Source organism: Streptomyces sp. NEAU-174, assembly GCF_052665095.1.
On record NZ_JBQTCE010000017.1, the window covers coordinates 171,400 to 192,539 of the forward strand.

The window sequence follows — 21,140 nt, forward strand, 5'->3', positions numbered from 1 at the left end:
CCCACCCCGTTAACAGTCCTCGTCACCGCGAGAGTCCTCGTCAACACGAGCGGACCACGGGTACGCGGGTACTTCCGCAGGGCGTCTCGACAGAGCACGGCGCCGGACCCGGCCCCTGATGTCCCGCGTCCGGCGCCGCTCCTCACTCCCTACGGGCCGCTCGGCCGACCGACGGGTCCCCCTCCCCCGCGAACCTCAAACCCCGGCTTCGAACGTGGTCCCCGATCGCCCCGACGACCTCGTGTCGATGCCGTCGTCATGGGTACGCGGTGGGGACGCGAAATCTGGAGGGAGTACATGCGACTCGCACATCTCCAACCGCTCTACGACCGCCCCGGCCCCTGGGCCAGCGTCTACTTCGACACCTCGCACCCCGACGAATCCGCGGCCGAGGAGCAGGAACGCGCCGCCCGCGAGGCGAGCCGCCGGCTGCAAGAGCAGGGCGCCGACGAGGCCACCTGCCGTGCGGTGTACGACAGGCTGGCCGCGCTGCCGCCCGCGGCGGGACCGGCCGGGTGGGCCGTCTTCGCCACGGCCGGTGAGGTGGTCCTCGACACCCCGCTGCTGAGCCCGCCGCCGATGAGCGAGCCCCCGTGCTGGTCGGCGCTTCCCCATGTGGGACCGCTGCTGGAGCTGACCGGCGAGGACCCGTCCTGCCTGGTGGCGTACATCGACCGCACCGGCGCCGACATCGAGCTGCGCGACGCGTACGGCGGCGACCGGGTCGGCTCGGTGGAGGGTCGGCAGTGGCCGGTGCACCGGACCGCCACCGCCGACTGGTCGGAGCGCCACTTCCAGCTCAAGACGGAGAACACCTGGGAGCAGAACGCGGCCCTGATCGCCGATGAGCTGGGCGCCTGCCGGCAGGAGACCGGCGCGGATCTGTTGGTGCTGGCCGGGGACCCGCGCGAGCGGCGCGCGGTCCACGAGCGGCTGCCCAAGGAGCTGCGCTCGGCGGCGGTGGAGACCTCGCGCGGGGGCCGCGCCCCCGGTTCCGCCCCGCACGGCAGCCACGCCGCCCGGCTGCTGGACCAGGAGGTGGACGACGCGCGCGCCCGCTACGCCCAGGAACGCGGCGAGGAGGCGCTGGAGCGGTTCCAGGCCGGCCGGATGCCCACCGGTGGGCGCGTGGAGGCGGCCGAGGGGGTTCCGGCGCTGGTCGACGCGGCACGTGAACACCGCATAGGCTCGTTGCTGATACGCCCGGACGGGCCCGATCTGCACCGCGAGGTATGGGTGGGCACCGAACCCGACCAGCTGGCCCTGCGCCGTACCGATGTCCAGTACCTGGGCGACACCCAGCCGTCCCCGGCCCGCGCCGACGACGCGCTGATCCGCTCGGCCGTGGCCACCGGCGCCGAAGCGCTGACGGTGGCACCGGCCGAGGCGGAGCCGAACGGCGACGACATCCCGGTGGGCGGCCTCGGCGCACTGCTGCGCTGGCCGTACGAGGGCGGCACGGATTGAACATCCCGGGAGCGGATCCGGCCGTCCCGGGAACCGATCGACACGTCCCGGGAGATGACCGGCCCGGGAGACACACGGACCCGCTGAGGAAGGGGACCGACATGCAGCGAGGCAGCGACCGGCTGAGCGTCCACAAGGACGACGAGATGAAGCACGAGCTCCAGGGGCTGATCCGCTCCGGGCACCCGACCCGTGCCGAGGAGTGGCACGACCCGGAGCCGTCCGCCGACGACGACCCGGACGTCGCCCTGGGGCCGGTCCCGGCGCGGGGGACGACCGGCGAGGCCGAGGCGGTGCGGTTCGAGTTCGCCCGCCGGCTGGGGCGTACGTCGTTCCCGGCGGATCGTGAGGGGCTGCTGGACGTCCTGGAGGACCGGCACGCGCCGGACGGGCTGATCGCTCTGGCCGAGGAACTGCCCGCGGACCGGACGTTCCACACCGTGCAGGAGGTGGTCTCGGCGCTGGGGCTGCACCCGAGCACGTAGGGGTTCGCCCAGGGATCGCGGACGGCGCGTATCCGGCACGCATACCCCCCGCCCCGGCTGGGTACTGCGGGCAGCACATCACCCACGAAGGGGAGGTGGACAAATGCCCCACGACCCACCTCGCGACCCGACGCGCCCCGTGCGGGAGGTCATGACGCGGCCCGCGATCTGGGTACGTCCCGACGCCTCGCTGGTGGAGGCCGCTCAGCTGATGCGCGCACAGGACATCGGCGATGTGCTGGTCGCCAGCGAGGGAGAGGTGCTCGGCGTCCTCACCGACCGCGACATCACGCTCCGCGCGGTCGCCGAGGGCGTCGACCCCCTCGCCGTCACCTGCCATGCCGTATGCACTCCTGACCCGGTGACGATCGGGCCGGACGAGGAGGTGGCCGAGGCCGCCGCGCTGATGCGGCGGCATGCGGTGGGGCGGCTCCCGGTGGTCGAGGCGGGGCGCGCGCTGGGCGTGATCAGCCGGGGCGATGTGACGGAGCCGCGCAGCTGAGGGGACCGCCGGTACCGGTCGCTCGTATGACGGGACCGCCGGTACCCGTCGCTCGCATGTCGAGACAGTTCTTCTCGTGATGCGAGATGCCTTCTACCGTGGAGCCACCCGTTCACCGGTCCCGGAGGGGGAGTTCCGCCATGCCCAAGGACACCGCCGTCTACACCCACGGCCACCATGAGTCGGTGCTGCGCTCGCACACCTGGCGCACCGCCGCCAACTCCGCCGCGTATCTCACCAGCCATCTGCGGCCCCATATGCGGATCCTGGACATCGGCTGCGGCCCCGGCACCATCACCGCGGACCTGGCGGAGCTGGTCCCCCAGGGGCAGGTCACGGGCGTCGACGCGGAGGGCGCCATCCTGGAGCGGGCGCGCGCGGTGGCCGAGGAGCGCGGGCTGGCCAATGTCTCCTTCGCGGTCGCCGACGTCCACGCGCTGGACTACCCCGACGACTCCTTCTGCGTGGTCCACGCCCATCAGGTGCTCCAGCACGTCGGCGACCCGGTGGGGGCGCTGCGCGAGATGCGGCGGGTGTGCGCGCCGGGCGGCATCGTGGCGGTGCGCGACTCCGACTACGCCGCCATGACCTGGTACCCGTCCGTCCCCGGGCTGGACGGCTGGCTGGACCTCTACCGCCGGGTCGCACGGGCCAACGGCGGTGAGCCGGACGCCGGTCGCAGGCTGCGCTCCTGGGCCCTGGAGGCGGGGTTCACCGACATCACCTCGACCGCCACGGCGTGGGCTTACGCCACCGAGGAGGAGCGGGCGTGGTGGAGCGGCCTGTGGGCGGACCGCACGGTCGCCTCCTCCTACGCCCGGCTCGCGGTGGACGGCGGCCATGCCACGGAGGAGGAGCTGCGGTCGATCGCGGCGGCGTGGCGGACGTGGGGCGAGGCTCCGGACGGTTGGTTCGGCGTCCTGCACGGTGAGATCCTCTGCCGCGTCTGACCAGTTCAACTAGGCTCGCCCGCATGGATATTCTGGGGACTTCACTCCGCGTGTGCGTCGACGACCTGGACTCGGCGATCGCCGTCTACGAAAAGCTGACGGGAGCCGAGGCGGTGCGCTTCCAGCGCGGACCCGTCGCGGTCGCGGCGGTCGGCTGCTTCTTCCTGATGAGCGGACCGGAGTCGGAGATGTCGATTCTTCGCAAGATCACGGCGACGATCGCGGTGAAGGACGTGGACGAGGCGATCGCCGATCTCACGGCGGTCGGTGGGCAGATCGTCGCCGGTCCGCTGCCCGCTCCCGTGGGCCGCACCCTGGTGGCCCGCCACCCCGACGGCTCGATCTTCGAGTACGTCGACCGGAACCCGGCGTGACCCGCGCGTGAACACACCGTCCGGCAGACCCGTCAGGAGGGCGGTCCCGGATCCACGATGACCTCCACGTCGTCGACCTCCTCGTAGAGATCGTCCACATCCCGGAGTTCATCGCTCTTGATCCGGACCGCCTCCCCCTCGGCGGACAGCCCGCTGGTCGAGCCCTCCTGGGAGTAGACGTCCTGCTCACGCGGGAGATCGGGATCCGGCTCGTCGTACAGCAGCCCGGCCGGTTCCGGCACGCTGCCGACCGGCTCCCCCGCCTCCGGCTCCTCGTCCGTCAACCGCTCGTCGAGCGACTCCCGCTCACGCGTCTCCGCGCTCGTGGTGTCCCGGTACACGGCGATCGTCGGCTCGTCCCCGGCCACGGGCAACTGCTCAGGGTCCTCGGCCCACTGCTGCTCGGGCGTCCCGTCCTGTAGATCGGGAATCCCCTCGTCCTCCGGATCCGCCCCAGGATCATGCGGTGTCCTCACGGTACGCGGCTCCTTTCCCCTGCTTCGCCACACCGACGTCCGCACCCGGGTGCCCACCATGCACCACCGCCATGCGGCCCCAGCCCCGCCCTGCCCCCTCCGGCTCGCGATGCCCCACGACACGGGACCCGCCACGCGGGCGCGGGCCGGTCAGACCACTCACCGGGCGCGGGACGCATGCGGGCCGGTGCGCGGACCACCTGCGGGCCGCGGCGCGAGGGGCGCGCCGCCCCCGCAAGCCCGCCTGCGAGCGCGGCCGGATCGAGCCGCTCGCCGAGGGGGCGCGCCCCGGCATGGTTTCTGCGGGCCGTAGGCCCGCTAAGCGGCCTCATTGAAGTCCGGTGCGGTTCGGGTGCGCCCCGAAGGGGCGCGGGGCTGTATCGATGTGCGGCTCCGCCGCGTGGGCGCGACCAGCCACGACGGCGCCGCGGACGATCGACGACAGGTCAGGGCACTTCCAGCGGAGCGCTTAGGCGGGGCGCATGCGGAATTCGTAGTGGGCCGGGAGGGGGTGGTCGGCGTGGGTTCGGGCGCGGGCCTCCTCGGTGAGTGGGTCCTCGGTGCCAGTCGCCAGCCGTTCCACGATCGCGTACCAGGTGTCGCTCAACGCCTCGTCGCCCTCGCGCAGATCGCAGACCTCGAAGCCCTCGTCGAAGACGGCGCGGGCGGCCAGGGCGTCGCCCTGGGCCAGCAGGACCTGGGCGCGCAGCAGCCGGAAGCGGCCGCGTGCGCGGATGGCGGGGCGCAGCGCGTCGAGGACCGCTCGTGCGTCGTCGGCGCGGTCGGCCGCGAGCAGCGCGAGGATCGCCTCCCGGCCGAGCGCCGCCTCGGCCGTCTCCAGCGCGAGCGGGTCGGCGGCGACGGGCGGCGCGGCCACCGAGAGGGCCGCCCCCTGCCCAGCGCCCGCCCTCCGCGCCGCGCCCTGCCCAGCGCCCTCCTGCCACGTCGCGCCCTGCCCAGCGCCCGCCCTCCGCGCCGCCCCCTGCCCCGCTCCCGCCGTTTCGAGGACCGGGGGCGTCTCGGGCTCCGGGGCGGCGGGCGAGGCGAGGAGGAGCCGTACGGCGCGCAGCAGCCGTTCCGCCGCGCGCGCCGGATGGCCCGACGCGGTGTCGGCGACGGCCAGACACCGCAGCGTCCAGGGCGTCTCCGCGCACCGCAGCGACCGCTCCCAGCTGCGCTCGGCCTGGGCGCGGTCGCCCGCGTGCCACTGGGCGACGCCCAGGTGGTACTCGGCGGCGGCGGTCGAGGGCGCCGCTTCGAGGAGGTCGCGCCAGGCGGGCGCGACCACGGAGGCGCCGGGGTCGGCCCGGGAGGGGCCCGGCTCCCAGTCGGGCAGGGCGCCGGTGCGCAGCAACCGGCGCCACGGCTCCTGCTCCTCCCCCAGCGTGTCGGGGTCGAACGGCGTCCCGGGCAGCTGGAATCCGCCCCGCTCGATCTCCAGCGCGCCCCAGCCGGAGCCGGTCGCGAGGCGCTCCGCCGGTTCCGCGTCGGCGTACGGGCGCCAGGCGGCGTAGGCCGCGTCGACGGCGGCGCGCGGCAGCGCGGCCTCCAGCCGGGTCTCGGTCTCGCGGCGGGCGGCGGCCCAGTCCGCGCCGTGGACGGCCGCCGGGTCGGCGGTCAGCGGGCCGTACGCCTCCAGCCAGGCGAACTCCTCGCCCGCCTCCAGCGGGATGTGCTCGAGCTGGGTGCGGGCGAGCCCGGCCTGGATCTCGGCGTAGCCACCGGTGCCGGGCTCGGTCAGCCACTGCTGCCAGCGGCGGCCGCCGGGGCCCGCGCCCCAGACGAAGAGCTTGCGGCCGCGCAGCAGATCGGTCGAGGTCTGGACGAGGCCCCCGCCGTCGGCGTCGAGCGAGGCGATCCAGCGGCGGGCGCCGTCGGGCACCTCGTAGAAGTAGTCGGCGGGGTAGGCGCCGCGCAGCGGATAGGTGCGGTCGGCGCCGTCCCACTCCGGGACCGGGACCTTGCTGAGGGTGCGGGCGTAGCCGAAGTGCCAGGCCTCGTCGGCGGGGGCGAGGACGCGGGTGTGCTCGTCCTCGGGGACGGCGATGTTGGACCACCAGTAGACGGGGGCCGGGAGGTGGTGGAGGTTGCGGATCCTGACGCCCACGTAGAGGAACGCGGAGTCGGCGGGCAGCCACAGATCCACCTGGAAGGGCAGGTCGCGCAGCCGCTCCCACTCCCACAGCCGCACCATCGCGCCCCCGTCGGCGGCGTCGGGCGCGGGGACGCGGGCGGCGTGCAGGGGTGAGCAGGACAGGGTGGTGTGGCCGGTGGCGCCGATGTTCCACTCGATCCCGCCGGAGAACCAGGCGCCGTTGAGCGCGAAGTCGGCGGGCTGGAACACCGGGTTCCGGTACAGCAGCTCACGGTCGGCCGGCTTGTGGACCAGCGAGTGGACCCGGCCGCCGAGCCCGGGCAGCACGGTGGCCCGCAGCCGGTCGTTCTCCAGGACGATGGCGTCGAGCGCGGCGGGGGCGCGGTCGCGGCCGTAGCCGTCGCGCAGCCGCACCGGCAGCACCGACCGCAGGGGGGCGTAGGCGACCTGACGGGCCATGTCGGTGGGGAGGGTGGCCCGGGTGCGGTCGTCCACGCGGTGCACCTCGTCGAGGGGGCGCAGCGCGGGCAGGGGGTTGTCGGGCCCCACGGGGGCGGCGGGAAGGGTCAGAGTGGTACGTCGCACGCTCGTGGCCACGGGCTGCCTCGTTCCGACTGCCTTGGGTCACCTCGGTGCGGCGACCGTCCGGTGACCATGGAACAACGCCGACGGGCCCGCTGAACAGAGCGGCTTCGGACCGAACATGGTGCCCCGTCAGCCCTACCGTTCACCCGGCGCCCGGCACCGCCGGTCGGCACCCGGCACCCGGCCCCGTCGTTCGGCACCCCGCCCCGGCACCCGGCACCGTCAGCCAGGGTCTGTCCGCTGGTCCAGCATGTCGCTGGTCATGGCCCAGCGCTCGTGGTCGCGCCAGGCGCCCTCGATATAGAGGAAGTCGGGGGAGAATCCCTCCAGCCGGAAGCCATGGCGCTTCACCAGCCCGATCGACGCCTTGTTGCCCGGCTGGATGTTGACCTCGACGCGGTGCAGCCCCAACGGCCCGAAGGCATGGCGCAGTACGAGCCCAAGCCCCTCGGACATATAGCCCTGCCCGGCGGCGGGCGGAAACGCGCCGTAGCCGATCGAGCCGCACTGGAAGGCGCCGCGCACAATGTTGTTGATGTTGATGAACCCGGCCAGGTCACCGGTCTCCCGGACATGGACCAGGAAGCCCTCGCGGTCCTCGCGCTCCAGCTGGGCGATGTAGTGCTGAAAGGCCGGCTCGGTGGTGGGGAGGGTGAGCCAGGGGCGGTGGAACGGCATGCTCTCCCGGGCGCGCCTGGTGAACTCCGCGGCGTCCTCGCGGCGGGTGTGGCGGATGGCGGCCCGGGTTCCCTCGGCGAGATACCGGACGTCAGGCATGCGGCAAGGATGTCAGCAGCGCCATGGCCGCCGCATAGCCGGAGCTCCCGGGTATGGCCCCCGCCACGGGGATGTCGGTCATCGCCCACGGGCCGACCGGCACGGCGGAGAGCCCGGTGCCGACATAGTTGACCGCCGGGTCCCGGGACAGGCCGGTGCCCAAGCCCTTGAGGTAGGCCTCCTTACGGGTCCAGCAGCGGGCGAAGGCGGCGGGCCGGTCGGCGGGCGCCAGCGCGTCCAGCTCGGCGCGCTCCTTGGGGTGCAGGCTCTCGGCGACCCCCTCGACCACCGAGGCGGGCTGGAGCTTCTCCACGTCCACACCGACCGGGGAGCCCGCGAAGGCGAAGAGCACCAGATCGCCGGCGTGCGACATATTGAAGTGCAGCGGGGTGCCGGACACGGCGGGGCGGCCGTGCGGCCCGCCGCAGCCGGGGCAGTCCTCGCGGGTGAACGGCACGTCGGCCGGGGCCATGCCCAGATAGGCGCCGAGCAGCTCCCGCAGCCCCAGATGGGCCGCCGTATAGCGCTCGCGGTCCTCCGCCCGCAGGAACTTCGAGGCCCGCTCCCGCTCCCCGGCGTCCAGGATCGCGCCGGGCGCGCCCGCGTCCATCGCCGCGGTGTACCCCGCGACGCTGAGCAGCCAGGTCTCCGGCTCGCCGCCCTGCGGCCAGGCATCGGCGACGGCGGTGGGCAGCGGATCACGGCCGACGATGCGCGGGGCCGATGGGGGTGTCAACTCGCTCCTCCAGTGGAGTTCGGAACCGCTGACTTCAGCAGCTCCAGGGTGGGCACATCAGATCTGATCAGCCCGAAGGTCTGGATGTACAGCGACAATTCGGCCTCCAGGGCGCGGATCATCGTATCGGCGCGGCGGAAGCCATGGCCCTCGCCCTCGAAGGTGAGATACGCGTGCGGGACGCCGCGCCCGGAGACCGCCTCCAGGAAGCGCTCGCACTGCTCGGGCGGGCAGATGGTGTCGTCCAGCCCCTGGAGCAGGACGAAGGGCGAGCCGACGCGGTCGGCCCGGTGCAGCGGGGAGCGCTCGCGGTAGCGGTCGGCCACCTCCGCGAACGGGCCGACCAGCGATTCGGTATAGCGCGACTCGAAGTCATGGGTGCCGCCGGTGGCCCAGGAGACCAGGTCGAGGATGGGGTAGCTGACGGTGGCGCAGGCGTAGAGATCCGTGGCGGTGAGGGAGGCCGCCGCCGTCCAGCCGCCCGCGCTGCCACCGCGGATCGCGAGCCGGGCGCGGTCGGCGATGCCCTCGTCGGCGAGCGCCCCGGCGACGGCGGCGCAGTCCTGGACGTCGACCACGCCCCACTGCTCGCGCAGCCGCTCGCGGTAGGCGCGGCCATAGCCGGTGGAGCCCCCGTAGTTGACCTCGGCGACGCCGATGCCGCGCGAGGTGAAGTAGGCGATCTCCAGGTCGAGCACGAGCGGGGCGCGGCCGGTGGGCCCGCCGTGGGCCCAGATCACATACGGCGGAAGCTCACCGTCCGGTCCGGTGTGGCCGGGATGGTGCGGTGGGTAGAGCTGGGCGTGGATCTCCCGGCCGTCCGGTCCGGTGAAGGTGCGGGCCTCCGGCCGGGGGTAGTAGGCGGGGTCCACGGGGTCGGTGTGGGCGCTGCCGATGACCCGGGAGCGACCGGTGCGCACATCCAGCTCCACCACCTCGTGGCCGCTGCGCGGGCCGGCCGCGACGCCGACCACGCGGGTGCCGTTGACGGCCAGCGTCGGCTCCCACTCGGTCCAGGGGCCGGGCACATCGGCGAGCTCGCCGGTGCGTGGGTCGAGGATGCCGAGGGCCGCCGCGCCCCGGCCGTGCAGCACCGCGATCAGACCGCCGGTCAGCGGGGCGAACCAGCGGTGGCCCAGCTTCCACAGCGGCCCGCCGAACTCCTCCTGGCGCGGGCAGAGCTCCACCGGCCGCCCGGCCATGGCCTGTTCCCCCGCACCGGCCGCCTCCTCCGGCGGCTGGAGCCGGTGCAGATTCCACCAGCCGGTGCGGTCGGTGGCCGCGAGCAGCGCACCGTCCTCGGCCCATTCGATCTGGGCGACCGACTCCTCCGGCCCGCCCAGCACCGGCCGGGCGCCGGTGAAGGAGCCGTCCTCCGCGACATCGGCCAGCATCACCTCCGTGCCGTCCCAGGGCATCCGGGGGTGGTCCCAGACGATCCAGGCGGCCCGCCGGCCGTCGGGCGAGAGCCGGGGTCCGGTGAGGAAGCGATGGCGGTCGTCGGTCAGCTCGCGCACCGCCGCACGGTCCTCGGCGGCCGAACCGTCCAGCGGTACGGCGGCGATGACCCGCCGCACATCGGTCGGCCCCGCGCCGGTGAACTCCTCCAGCACACACCACACCTCACCGCGCTCCGGGAGGAGCACCGGGTCGGCCCAGCGCAGCCCCTCCCCCACCGCCGACAGCGGGGTCAGCGGGCGCGGCGCGGCCCCGGCCGGGGCGTCCGGCTCGTAGACGTACAACCGCTGGTCGGCGAAGTGGACGAAGACCACCAGCGGGCCGCTCGCGCGGTCCACCGCGGCCCAGGGCATTCCGCCGTACCCCATCACCTTGCCGCGCACATTCCACGGCGGGGCCAGCACCGGGACCTCGGCGCCGTCGGTGCGCCGCCGGATCAGGGCGCGGCGGCCGCCCTCGCCGGGGCGCGGCGCGGTCCACCACACCTCCTCGCCGACCGTGCCCACATACTCCGGATGGCCGTCGTGGGAGGCGACGAGCGCGGCGTCGACCGGGGAGGGCCAGTCGCCGTAAGGGGCCGCCGTGACGGCCGTCTGCTGCTGCACCGTGTTCCTCACGCCCTCTTCAGGAAGTGGTCGAGCACCCGGACGCCGAAGTGCAGGGCCTCCACCGGCACCCGCTCGTCCACGGCGTGGTAGAGCGCCTGGTAGTCGAAGCCCTCGGGCAGGCGCAGCGGTGAGAAGCCGTATCCGGCGATGCCGAGCCGGGAGAACTGCTTGGCGTCGGTGCCGCCCGACATGCAGTACGGCACGGCGCGGGCGCCCGGGTCGAAGTGCTCGACGGCGGCGCGCATCGCCCGGTAGGTGGGGGTGTCGATCGGCGCCTCCAGCGGGCGCTCCCGGTGGTGGAACTCCCACTCCACATCCGGGCCGGTGAGCCGGTCGAGGGTGGCGTGGAACTCCTCCTCGCCGCCGGGCAGCATCCGCCCGTCCACATAAGCGGTCGCGCTGCCCGGGATCACATTGACCTTGTAACCGGCCTCGAGCACCGTGGGGTTGGCGCTGTTGCGCACGGTGGGCTCGATCAGGGCGGCGGCGGGCCCCAGCTTGGCCAGCAGGGCGTCGACGTCGAAGTCCGGGGCGTCCACCTCCGCCGGGATGCCCTGGAGCGCGGCCAGTTCGGTGAGCGCTGACTTCACCGTGGGCGTCAGCCGGACCGGCCAGCTGTGCTCACCGATGCGGGCGACGGCGGCGGCCAGTCTGCTGACCGCGTTGTCCCGGTTGACCTTGGAGCCGTGTCCGGCGCGGCCGTGCGCGGTGAGCTTCAGCCAGGCCGTGCCGCGCTCCCCCGCCGCGATGGGGTAGATCCGCATCCCGGACCCGGCGTGGAAGGTGAAGGCTCCGGACTCGCTGATGCCCTCGGTGCAGCCCTCGAAGAGCTCGGCGTGACGGTCGGCGAGGAAGCCGGCGCCCCAGGCGGCGCTGTCCTCCTCGTCGGCGGTGAAGGCCAGCACGATGTCCCGGCGCGGCCGCACGCCCGTCCGCGCCCAGGCCCGGACGACGGCGAGCACCATCGCGTCCATGTCCTTCATGTCGATGGCGCCCCGGCCCCAGACGACCCCGTCGCGCACCTCCCCGGAGAAGGGGTGCACGGTCCAGTCGGCGGGCTCGGCCGGGACCACGTCCAGATGGCCGTGGACCAGCAGCGCGGGCGCGGACCGGTCGGTGCCCTCGATCCGGGCCACGACATTGGTGCGCCCCGGCGACCGCTCCAGCAGGGTGGGCTCGATCTCCACATCGCCCAGCATCTCCGCCACGTACTCGGCGGCCGGGCGCTCCGAGCAGTCACCGCCGCCCCGGTTCGTGGTGTCGATCCTGATCAGATCGGAGGTGAACCGCACCACCTCCTCGAGCGCCTGGGCGTCGATCGCCTCGGCGCGCTCCCCGTCAGCCATATTGCTCCTCCACCGCGGCCGAGACGACCGTCGTGACGGCCTTGAAGCAGCGGATCCCCTCGTACATGGTCGGTGAGGTGTACGCGACGCGACGCTCGCCGCTGTGCTCCACGCCCGGTACGACGCTCGCCGCCCCCACCAGATGCTCGGCGTCGAATTCCAGCTCCAGCGTGAACGGCCCGCCGCGGGCGGGCTCATGGCGCACCGCCAGCACCGCCGCCTCGCGCGCCGCCTCCCGGATGTCCGCGGCCGTGCGGGCGGGGGTGCGGCACACCGCCGCATAGCGCGAGACATAGTCCTTGACCGCGACGCACCGGGCGTCGGGCGCATAGTCCTTGGCGTCCTCGCAGGTCTTGTCGTCCCCGGTGATCAGTACCACCGGCACCCCGTACTCGGCGACCACCAGTGCGTTGAGCCTGCCCTCGCTCGCCCGCGCCCCGTTCACCCATACGCCGGTGATGGAATTGGCCAAGTACGTGTGGGCGAGGACGCCCTCGGTGCCCGCGCCGGTGTGATAGCCGACGAACGCCACCCCGTCCACATCGCCGTGCTGCACGCCCTCGACCATGCTCAGGGTTTTGTGCCGCCCGGTGAGCATCTGCGCGCGGTCGTCCAGCTCCTCCAGCAGCAGATTGCGCATGCTCCAATGCGCCTCGTTGATGAGCACCTCGTCCGCACCGCCGTCGAGGAACCCCGCGACGGCCGCGCTCACATCGGAGGTGAAAAGACGGCGGCAGCGCTCCCACTGCGGGGTGCCGGGCAGCACATCAGCCGGCCAGGTCACGCCGGTGGCGCCCTCCATGTCGGCGCTGATGAGGATCTTCATGCCTCGAAACGTTACGCGCCGCGCCCGACCCGAACCACCCCTGTGGATAACTGGTCCAGTCCACCGCTCCCGCCTGCGGCGCGCGGGGTGCGCCCGCCGCGTCGGACTACGCCCGCGAGACCACGAACCAGCGGGCCGGCAGCTCGACCCGGGAGCCGTCCGGCCACTGCTCCGTCTGGGCCAGGGCCGTCGGGCCGTCGGCCAGTATCTCGAGCCCGGCCTCCGCCAGCACCTCCGGCACCTCCTTGTCCGCCGCGTCGGCCGGCCGCAGCCCGTGGTCGAAGACCCGGCGCAGCTTCGGCGGCGGACCGCCCGGGCTCGCCGCCAGCTCCCCCAGCACGGCCTTGGACCCGGCCGTCAGCTCCACGACGAAGCCCCGCCCGCGCCGCCCCAGCAGCGTGGCCACCGCCTCCGCGACCGGACGCCGGTCGGCGGCGTCGCTCTGGTGGATGACCGCCCGCATATACACGTTCGTGTCGCCGAGCCGCCGGGCCAGATCCGCCACCGCGGCCGCGTCCGTCAGGCTCAGCCGCCGGTACTCCGCCGCGCCCGCCGGGTCGGCGCGCCGTGCGTGCTCCACCGCGGCCTGGGACAGATCGACACCAAGCGCCCGCCCGAAGCGGGCGGCCAGATAGCGGGTCTGGGTGCCGTTCCCACAGCCCAGGTCGACGATCGGCAGCGAGGTGTCGGCGTGCGGGGCGAGCAGGTCCAAGTGCGGGGCGGCGCTCAGCGAGGGGTCCGCGTCCCAGATGGCGTCCCCCGGGGCGTCCGAGGTCTCCCGCCAGTAACTCTCCCACGCCTGCCGGTAGCGCTCCGAGACGCTCATCGCCGCTCCCCTGGGTGTGCCAACGTCTGATCGGCCGGATGCGCGGGCGTCTCGGCCGGGTGTGGCGACGCCTGCTCGGCCGGATGTGCCAACGCCTGCTCGAACCACACCGTTTTACCGCGCCCCGTGCGGCTCGTCCCCCACTCGCGCGCCAGTTTGCTGATCACCCGCAGCCCGCGCCCGCTCTCGGCGTCGCGGTCCGCGCTCAGCAGCGCCGGCAGTTCGTGGTCGTCATCGGTGACCTCGCACAGCAAGGCGTCGGTGCGCACCAGGCGCAGCCGCACATGGTGGGTGTGGGCGTGCCGTATCGCGTTGGTCACCGCCTCGCTCACCAGGAGCTCGGCGGTCTCCACGGACTCCGGCAGCCCCCACCGCAGCAGCCGCTCGCGGACCAGCCAGCGCGCCCGCCCGACCTCGCTGGGGTCCAGCGCGAGCCGCCACTGGGCGACGTCCTCGGCCGGTATGCCGTTCAGCCGCGCCATCAGCAGCGCCACGTCGTCCTTACGGCCGCCGCGGCCGTCCGTATCCCGGGACGCGGCGGCCAGCGCCCGGATGATGGTGTCGCAGGCGTCGTCCATGGACGCCGCCGGATGCGCCGCGGACTCGCACAGCGCGGCGATCCCGGCGCCGATGTCCTGGCCCCGCACCTCGACCAGGCCGTCCGTGCACAGCACCAGCCGGTCGCCGGGCGCCACCCGCACCGTCACCGTCTCGAAGGGCACCCCGCCCACGCCGATCGGCGCCCCGGTCGGCAGGTTCAGCAGCTCGCTGCGGCCGTCCTGGGCCCGCACCAGCACGGGCGGGATATGGCCCGCGTTGGCGACCACCAGCTCCGAGCTGACGGGGTCGTAGACGGCGTACAGACAGGTGGCCAGATAGTGCTCGCCGAGCCGCTGGGCCAGATCGTCGAGGTTGCGCAGCAGCTGGGCGGGCGGCAGATCGAGCGCGGCCATGGTCTGCACGGCGGTCCGCAACTGCCCCATCATCGCCGCCGAGGTGAGCCCGTGCCCCATGACGTCGCCGACCACCAGCGCGGTGCGCGACCCGGGCAGCTTGATGGTGTCGAACCAGTCTCCGCCGACCCGGCCGAGCCGGGTCCCGGGGAGATAGCGGGTGGCGGTGTCGCAGCCCGCCATGCGCGGTGTCACCTGGGGCAGCATGCTGTCCTGGAGCGTCTCGGCGACGTTCTCCTGGTAGGTGTACATCCGGGCGTTGTCGAGCACGAGCCCGGCGCGGGCGGCCAGTTCGGCGCCGGTCGTGCGGTCCATGTCGTCGAACGGCTCCCGCCCCGGGCGCCGCAGCAGCACCATGAATCCCAGCACCACATCGCGCGCCTTGAGCGGCACGATCAGGATCGACCGGCCGTTGATCAGGGGTCTGAGGTCGCGCTTCTCGAACTGCCCGGCGATCCGGTCGCCCACCTCGTCGCTGATGTGCGGGATCAGCACCGGCTCGCCCGTGACCATGCACTGGAAGAACGGGGTGTGCTCGGGGAACGCGATGCTCTCCCCGACCGGCACGGTGTCGTCCCAGCGGCCAGGTTCGTCGTTGTGCTCGACCCAGACGCGGTGCCAGACGGTGGTGACGTCCGGCGGGCCGTCGGGGAACCCCTCGCCCGCCAGGACCTGGGCGCGCAGATGGGTTCCGGCGAAGTCCGCGAAGCGCGGGACGGCGGCGCTGGTCACCTCGCGGATGGTGCGGGCGAGGTCCAGCGAGGTGCCGATGCGGCCGCTGACCTCGTTGAGGAACTCCAGCCGCTCGCGGACCGCCGCGTACTCCAGGTCCACGTCGTCGGGGTCCACGTCGTCGGGGTCCGGCGCGTACTCCAGGTCGACGTCGTCGGGATCAGGCGCACGCTCGGGGGCGTGCGCCTGCACCGGCGCGCCGCCCGCCGCGATCGCGCTCCGGCGTATGGCCTCCTGGCGCGCCCGGCGCTCGCGGTAGCGGGGCATCCCCCAGTCCGGCGTCACCGGGACGCGCTCGTGGTGGCTGATCTCCAGTACCGGATAGCCCAGTTCCAGCACCTGGGCGACGATCCGGCCGGCCGTGGCCGGGCCCATGTTGGGCAGGATGTCCGGCAGCCGGCCGGCCAGCCGCTCGGCGCCGGGGAACTCGGTGTGCAGCGCGAATCCGGGCCCGATCCGGTCGTCGCGCCCCAGCGCGTCCCCGCCCACCCCCTTGGTGTCCGCCGCCAGCACCAGCAGCCGCTCCGGGCCGGGGCCCACCAGCGGATACGCCCACCACAGGACGTCCACCTGACCATGGCCCGGCTCCGCCATACGGGCCCGCCCCGCGGTGGGGTAGTACACGGTGCCGAGCCGCGAGTCGTCGAGCTCCGGGCTGCCCGTCGCGTCGGTGCGCACCTCGGCGCCGCGTAACGCCCCCGAGACCGGCATCAGGTCGACGGCGAGCCGGCCGACGGCCTGTTGGCGCGTGGGTCCGAAGAGCCTGCGCGCCCCCGAACTCCAGTGTGTGACCCGCCCCTCGGCGTCGATGACGACGACCGCGAGCGGCATCCTCCCGTGGACACCCCTGCGCTGCTCCGGCACCACGGGCGGCTCGCCCTGGCCGTCGTCGCAGCGCGACGTGCCGTACTCCATAGGCGGAAGACTCCTTCGCACGCAAGATCTGCGACAGCGCTACCCACGGTACGGCTGTTGCGGGCGGCTGCGGGAGGCAATACCCGAATAGGTGTCATGTGCGGGTACGTGCGAGGGAGCCACCGCAGCGCGCCCCGGCGGATCTTTCCCCTCCCCGCCCCTTCCCGCTACCAGGGGCCCACCCCTGGACCCCGGCACTCGCGACGGAGGCGCGTATCGGTGCTGCGGGAAGGGACGAAACCCCGGCCCAAGATCTGGGGCGAAGCCCCGGCCCGGGGACTGGGCGGAGCCCCACCGCGCGGCGAAGCCGCAAATCGACGCTGTGGGAAGGGGCGGGGAGGGGGGACAGACCGCCGCAGGCGTCATGAGCCGCCGGACGCCCCCTAAGCAGGTCGGAGGAAGTCCGCTAGTTCGGGCAGCGCCCCGAAGGGGCGCGGGGCCGTGTCGATGTGCGGCTCCGCCGCGGCTGTGTCGATATGCGGCTCCGCCGCGCGGGCGCGACCAGCCACGACGGCGCCGCAGTCGGCCGACGACCCATCGCGACACTTCCAGCGGAGCGCTTAGTCCTCGTAGCCCAGTTGGAGATCGCGCTCCGTACGGCCGCCGCCCGCGATCTGGAGGACCGTCGCCACCGGCGGGTAGCCGGACGCGATGACCGTGTACTCGCCCGCCGACAGATCGATGAAGCGGAACGCGCCGTCCTGGCCCGTGGTCGCCGTGTCGACCACATTGCCCGCCGCGTCCAGCAGCGTGACCCGGGCGTCCTCAACCACCCGGCCGCCGGTGGCCCGGACGACACCGCGCAGGACCGCGCCACCAGCCAGTTCGATGTCCTGCCGGGTCTCGCGGGCGGCCTGGACGGTGACGGGGAGGGCGGCGGGGCGGAACGCGGGGGCGCTGGCGGCGAGGGTGTACTCGCCCGCCACCAACTCGTCCATCACATAGCCCCCTTCGCGGCCGCTGCGGGTGGCCGCGACGACCTCGCCGCGCACATCGGTCAGGGTGACCGTCGCCTCCCTTACGGGCGTGCCGTCCGCCGTAAGGACGGCACCGGCGAGCCGGCCCGCGCCGCCGAGCACCACGTCCAGCTCGACCGGCCGGTCCCCGACGGTGACACTGACCGCCCGCGGCTGGTGGCCGCCGGCCGCCGCGATCAGGACGTACGACCCGGCGCCGGGGGTGCTCAGCGCGTACCGCCCGTCCTCTCCGGTGGCGCCGCGCCCGATCTGCCGTCCGCCGACGTCGATGAGGGTCAGGGCCGCCCGTGGGACCGAGCTGCCGTCGTGGTGCTGGACCGTGCCGCAGACGGGGACGCCCGCGGTGGGTGGCGGCGCGGTGGGCGAGGCGGCCGCGGCGTGCCGGGGCCGGGCACCGGTGCGCGCGGCCGGCACCACGGGGTCGTGCAGATCTTGCGGGTCTTGCTGGACGGCATAGTCGGTGTGGGACACCAGAGGTTTCTCCTTCAGGAGGAAGGCGAGCAGGAAGCCCAGGACGAGCACCGGCACGAGATAGAGGAAGATCCGCGGTATGGCGTGGGCGTACGCCGCGATGTAGCCGTCACGCAGGGCGCCCGGCATGGCGTGCACCATCTGCGGGGTGACCGAGTCGGGGTCGGGCAGACCGGTTCCGTCGCCGCCGCTCCCGTACGCCGCCCCGGAGGGCAGGTCGACCTGGAGGCGGTCGGTGAGCCGGTTGGCGAAGAGCGTGCCGAAGACGGCCGCGCCGACGCTGCCGCCGATCTGCCGGAAGTAGTTGTTGGCGCTGGTGGCCGAGCCGAGGTCGGCCGCGGGCACGGAGTTCTGCACGGCGAGGATGAGCACCGGCAGGACGAGCCCGATACCGAGCCCGAGGACGCCCATCCACAGGCTGTAGTCCTGGCGGGTGGTGTCCTCCTCCAGCCGGGAGAGCAGCCACATGCCGCCGATGGAGATCAGCCCGCCGACCACGGGGAAGACCTTGTAGCGGCCGGTGGTGCTGATGAGGTGCCCGGAGAGGATGGAGGCCAGCACCATGCCGCCCATCATGGGCACCATCAGCAGCCCCGACTCGGTGGCCGAGACTCCGTCGACCATCTGGAGGAACGTCGGCAGATAGCTGGCAGCGCCGAAGAGGGCGACGCCGATGACGGCGCCGATCAGCCCGCTGACGCAGAAGACCGAGTCGCGGAACAGCCGCATCGGGATGATCGGTTCGGGGACGACGCACTCCACGACGACGAAGAGGATCGCCGAACCCGCCGCCCCCAGGGCGAGCCCGAGGATGACGCGGGAGCCCCACGCGTACTCCGTGCCGCCCCAACTCGTCAGCAGCACCGCACAGGTGGAGAACAGGGACAGGAACAGCGCGCCCAGATAGTCGAAACGGGCCCGCCGCGGCGGCTCCGGCACCTTGAGGACGGCGACCACGACGGCGAGGGTGAGCAGCCCGAAGGGGACGTTGACGTAGAAGCACCAGCGCCAGGAGGCATGGTCGGTGAAGAACCCGCCGAGCAGCGGCCCGGCCACCGAGGCGAGGCCGAACGCGGCGCCGATGAGCCCCATATAGCGGCCACGTTCCCGCGGGGGAACAATATCAGCCATGATCGCCTGGACGCCGATCATCAAACCGCCGGCGCCCACGCCCTGCACCGCCCGGAAGGCGATCAGCTCCTCCATCGTGCGTGACCAGCCCGCGAGCGCGGATCCGGCGATGAAGACGACGATCGCGAAGACGAAGACGCTCTTACGGCCGATGAGATCGCCCAGCTTGCCGTAGAGCGGCAGGACGACGGTGACCGCGAGCAGGTAGGAGGTGACGGTCCAGGACATCTTGCCCAGGCCGTGGAGTTCGCCGACCACCTCGGGGAGGGCGGTGGCGACGATGGTCTGGTCGAGCGCCGCGAGCAGCAGCGCGAGCATCAGCCCGAAGAAGACCATCCGCACCCGGGCCGGGCTGAGCGGGGCGGGCACCGGGGCGGCGCCGTCCGCCGGGGGCGGCGCCGCACCCGCCCCGGCGCCGCCGGCTTCGGCTCCGTCGTCCGTTCCGTCGTCGGTGGCGTGGGCGGGAGGGCCCGCCGGTTCGTACCCGCCGTGCTCATGGCTCTCTCGCCGCTTGGGCACGGTGGCGCCGGTGGTCCCGGTGGTGCCGCCCACGTCCTTCTCCCCTCGTCACGTCTGCGCCGCCCATTTCTCGCATCACGCGCAACGGGGGGCAAACAGCGACGAATCGCCGACAAGGGGCCGCGGACGGCATTCGCCCCGGTGAGAGTGTGTACGGGGGTATGCGGAACCGCGGAGAAAACCACCCGAACCGGTGAGTGTGACGCTCGGTCCGGGGGACGGGGCAGGGGCGGAACGGAGCCGGGATCAGGACGCCATGGGCGCCATAGGCGCTATTCGGCCGTCTCGGCCGCGAGCTTGGCCAGCAGTTCGTCGTAGATCCGGGCCAGCCCCTTGGGGGCGAAGGTCCGCTCGAAGAAGCCGCCGATACCGGTCGCGCCGGTCCACGTCGAGGTGACGACGACCCGCGACTTCCCCTCACCCGCCGGGGTGACGGTCCAGGTGGTGACCATCGAGGAGTTGCGGTCCTTCTCGATCAGCTGACCGTCGGACGGCTCGGTGACCTCCAGCAGGCAGTCGCGCACCCGCTTGCTGGTGGCTTGGAGCTTCCAGTGCACGACGGTGCCCTCACCGTCGCCGCCCTCGCGCACCTCGTACTCGCTGAACTGCTGCGGGAGGAGCCGGGGGCGGGTGTCGCGGTAGTCGGCGAGTGCGTCGAACACATCCTCGGGCTTACCCGTGACGATCCGCTCCGTTGTGGCCTCGACCTGCCCCATCGCATTTCCTTCCGCCCTCGACGTGGCGCCTTCAGCCCTTGACGCCCTGACAGGCGCAAGCCAACCACCTCAGGGGCACCGGCCCAAATCCGGGGTTGACGAAAACCAATCAAACATGTGTTCTATTGTGGTAACGAGCGACACCCGGAGGTGCCTGCGATGCGCTGGGACAACCTGACCCGAGACGACACGGCGGCCACCCCGGCCCTCTTCGCCGCGGACGCGGTGACCACCCGGACCTTCGACACCCCGGAGTTCCGCGGGATCACCTTCCATGAGATCCGGGCGCGCTCGATCGTCAACCGGGTGCCCGGAGCCTCCCGGATGCCGTTCGAGTGGACGGTGAATCCGTACCGCGGCTGCTCCCACGCGTGCGTCTACTGCTTCGCGCGCAAGACCCACAGCTATCTCGACCTGGACACCGGGATCGGCTTCGACTCCCAGATCGTGGTGAAGACCAACGCGCCGGAGCTGCTCCGCCGCGAGCTGGCCTCCCGCCGCTGGACCGGCGAGCACATCGCCATGGGCACCAACGTGGACTGCTACCAGCGCGCCGAGGGCCGGTACCGGCTCATGCCCGGCATCCTTACGGCGCTCACCGAGCGCGCCAACCCCTTCTCGATCCTCACCAAGGGCACCCTGATCCTGCGCGATCTGGAGCTGCTGCGGCGGGCCTCGCGCGTCACCGACATCGGCGTCTCGGTCTCGGTCGGCTTCACCGACGGCGAGCTGTGGCGCACCGTCGAACCGGGCACGCCCTCGCCCGAGCGGCGCCTGGACGCCGTAAGGACGCTGTCCTCCCACGGGATCCCGTGCGGTGTGCTGATGGCCCCGGTGATCCCCTTCCTCAGCGACTCCCCCGAGCAGCTGCGGGCCACCGTAAGGGCGATCGCGGAGGCCGGCGCCAGCTCCGTGACCCCGCTGGTGCTCCATCTGCGCCCGGGCGCCCGTGAGTGGTTCACCGCCTGGCTCACCCACCACCACCCCCGGCTGCTGCGGCGGTACGACGCGCTCTACGAGGGCGGGTCCTACGCCCCGAAGTGGTACCAGCGGCGGATCACCGGGATGGTGCACGACTTCGCCGCCGAGTACGGCATCGGTCCGTACGCGCCGGGCGCCCACCGCAAGGTGTCCGAGAAGCCGGACGCCCGGACCGAGGAGGAGCCGGACGCCCAGGCCGGCTCGTCGCCGGCCCAGCTGTCACTGCTCTGACTG

At 73.3% G+C, this 21,140-nt stretch carries 17 protein-coding genes; 6 read left to right on the forward strand and 11 right to left on the reverse strand.

The window, feature by feature from the left end; all coding sequences use genetic code 11:
- Window positions 1–297 precede the first annotated feature (297 nt).
- The 5 genes from ACT2CW_RS38900 to ACT2CW_RS38920 all read left to right on the forward strand — a co-directional run bounded on the left by ACT2CW_RS38900 (window position 298) and on the right by ACT2CW_RS38920 (window position 3,778).
- On the forward strand, window positions 298–1,467 hold the full coding sequence (locus ACT2CW_RS38900; protein WP_445520009.1) for a baeRF2 domain-containing protein: 1,170 nt from the start codon (window positions 298–300) through the stop codon (window positions 1,465–1,467).
- A 101-nt stretch (window positions 1,468–1,568) separates the two neighbouring features.
- On the forward strand, window positions 1,569–1,952 hold the full coding sequence (locus ACT2CW_RS38905) for a DUF2795 domain-containing protein (protein ID WP_138916885.1): 384 nt from the start codon (window positions 1,569–1,571) through the stop codon (window positions 1,950–1,952).
- A gap of 151 nt (window positions 1,953–2,103) precedes the next feature.
- Entirely contained in the window at window positions 2,104–2,454 is a 351-nt protein-coding gene (locus ACT2CW_RS38910) for a CBS domain-containing protein (RefSeq protein ID WP_233362236.1), read from the forward strand.
- Between the two features lie 140 nt (window positions 2,455–2,594).
- Window positions 2,595–3,404 carry a class I SAM-dependent methyltransferase gene (locus tag ACT2CW_RS38915; protein ID WP_445520010.1) on the forward strand — a complete coding sequence of 270 codons (810 nt, stop codon included), beginning with the start codon at window positions 2,595–2,597 and terminating at the stop codon, window positions 3,402–3,404.
- A gap of 23 nt (window positions 3,405–3,427) precedes the next feature.
- Window positions 3,428–3,778, forward strand: a complete 351-nt coding sequence (locus ACT2CW_RS38920) for a VOC family protein (protein ID WP_037962492.1) — start codon at window positions 3,428–3,430, stop codon at window positions 3,776–3,778.
- Window positions 3,779–3,810: 32 nt separating this feature from the next.
- On the opposite strand, the gene ACT2CW_RS38925 is transcribed toward ACT2CW_RS38920, so the two are convergent.
- From ACT2CW_RS38925 to ACT2CW_RS38975, 11 genes are all read right to left on the reverse strand, one after another.
- The gene (locus ACT2CW_RS38925; RefSeq protein WP_445520011.1) at window positions 3,811–4,254 is read right to left on the reverse strand and encodes a DUF5709 domain-containing protein; all 444 of its coding nucleotides are present in this window, start codon (window positions 4,252–4,254) and stop codon (window positions 3,811–3,813) included.
- A gap of 469 nt (window positions 4,255–4,723) precedes the next feature.
- Window positions 4,724–6,946 carry a DUF5107 domain-containing protein gene (locus ACT2CW_RS38930; protein ID WP_445520012.1) on the reverse strand — a complete coding sequence of 741 codons (2,223 nt, stop codon included), beginning with the start codon at window positions 6,944–6,946 and terminating at the stop codon, window positions 4,724–4,726.
- A gap of 210 nt (window positions 6,947–7,156) precedes the next feature.
- Window positions 7,157–7,711: a GNAT family N-acetyltransferase gene (locus ACT2CW_RS38935; protein ID WP_445520013.1), complete on the reverse strand. Its 555-nt coding sequence runs from the start codon at window positions 7,709–7,711 to the stop codon at window positions 7,157–7,159.
- Window positions 7,704–8,447, reverse strand: coding sequence for a 4'-phosphopantetheinyl transferase family protein (locus tag ACT2CW_RS38940; RefSeq protein WP_445520014.1), 744 nt, complete (start codon window positions 8,445–8,447; stop codon window positions 7,704–7,706). The genes ACT2CW_RS38935 and ACT2CW_RS38940 overlap by 8 nt, the downstream gene beginning before the upstream one ends.
- Window positions 8,444–10,510: a prolyl oligopeptidase family serine peptidase gene (locus ACT2CW_RS38945; RefSeq protein ID WP_445520015.1), complete on the reverse strand. Its 2,067-nt coding sequence runs from the start codon at window positions 10,508–10,510 to the stop codon at window positions 8,444–8,446. Before ACT2CW_RS38945 ends, ACT2CW_RS38940 begins: the two co-directional genes overlap by 4 nt.
- Before the next feature lie 8 nt (window positions 10,511–10,518).
- Complete coding sequence (locus tag ACT2CW_RS38950) at window positions 10,519–11,859, reverse strand: M20/M25/M40 family metallo-hydrolase (RefSeq protein WP_445520016.1); 1,341 nt, start codon at window positions 11,857–11,859, stop codon at window positions 10,519–10,521.
- Window positions 11,852–12,685, reverse strand: a complete 834-nt coding sequence (locus tag ACT2CW_RS38955; RefSeq protein WP_138916894.1) for a M55 family metallopeptidase — start codon at window positions 12,683–12,685, stop codon at window positions 11,852–11,854. The genes ACT2CW_RS38950 and ACT2CW_RS38955 overlap by 8 nt, the downstream gene beginning before the upstream one ends.
- A gap of 106 nt (window positions 12,686–12,791) precedes the next feature.
- The gene (locus ACT2CW_RS38960) at window positions 12,792–13,511 is read right to left on the reverse strand and encodes a class I SAM-dependent methyltransferase (RefSeq protein ID WP_445520017.1); all 720 of its coding nucleotides are present in this window, start codon (window positions 13,509–13,511) and stop codon (window positions 12,792–12,794) included.
- The gene (locus ACT2CW_RS38965) at window positions 13,508–16,111 is read right to left on the reverse strand and encodes a SpoIIE family protein phosphatase (protein WP_445520018.1); all 2,604 of its coding nucleotides are present in this window, start codon (window positions 16,109–16,111) and stop codon (window positions 13,508–13,510) included. Before ACT2CW_RS38965 ends, ACT2CW_RS38960 begins: the two co-directional genes overlap by 4 nt.
- Before the next feature lie 560 nt (window positions 16,112–16,671).
- The gene (locus tag ACT2CW_RS38970) at window positions 16,672–19,242 is read right to left on the reverse strand and encodes an MFS transporter (protein WP_445520019.1); all 2,571 of its coding nucleotides are present in this window, start codon (window positions 19,240–19,242) and stop codon (window positions 16,672–16,674) included.
- A gap of 239 nt (window positions 19,243–19,481) precedes the next feature.
- Window positions 19,482–19,925, reverse strand: coding sequence for an SRPBCC family protein (locus tag ACT2CW_RS38975; protein WP_037958771.1), 444 nt, complete (start codon window positions 19,923–19,925; stop codon window positions 19,482–19,484).
- Between the two features lie 159 nt (window positions 19,926–20,084).
- Between ACT2CW_RS38975 and ACT2CW_RS38980 the strand changes: the two genes are divergently transcribed.
- The gene (locus ACT2CW_RS38980) at window positions 20,085–21,137 is read left to right on the forward strand and encodes an Rv2578c family radical SAM protein (protein ID WP_445520020.1); all 1,053 of its coding nucleotides are present in this window, start codon (window positions 20,085–20,087) and stop codon (window positions 21,135–21,137) included.
- Window positions 21,138–21,140 lie beyond the last annotated feature (3 nt).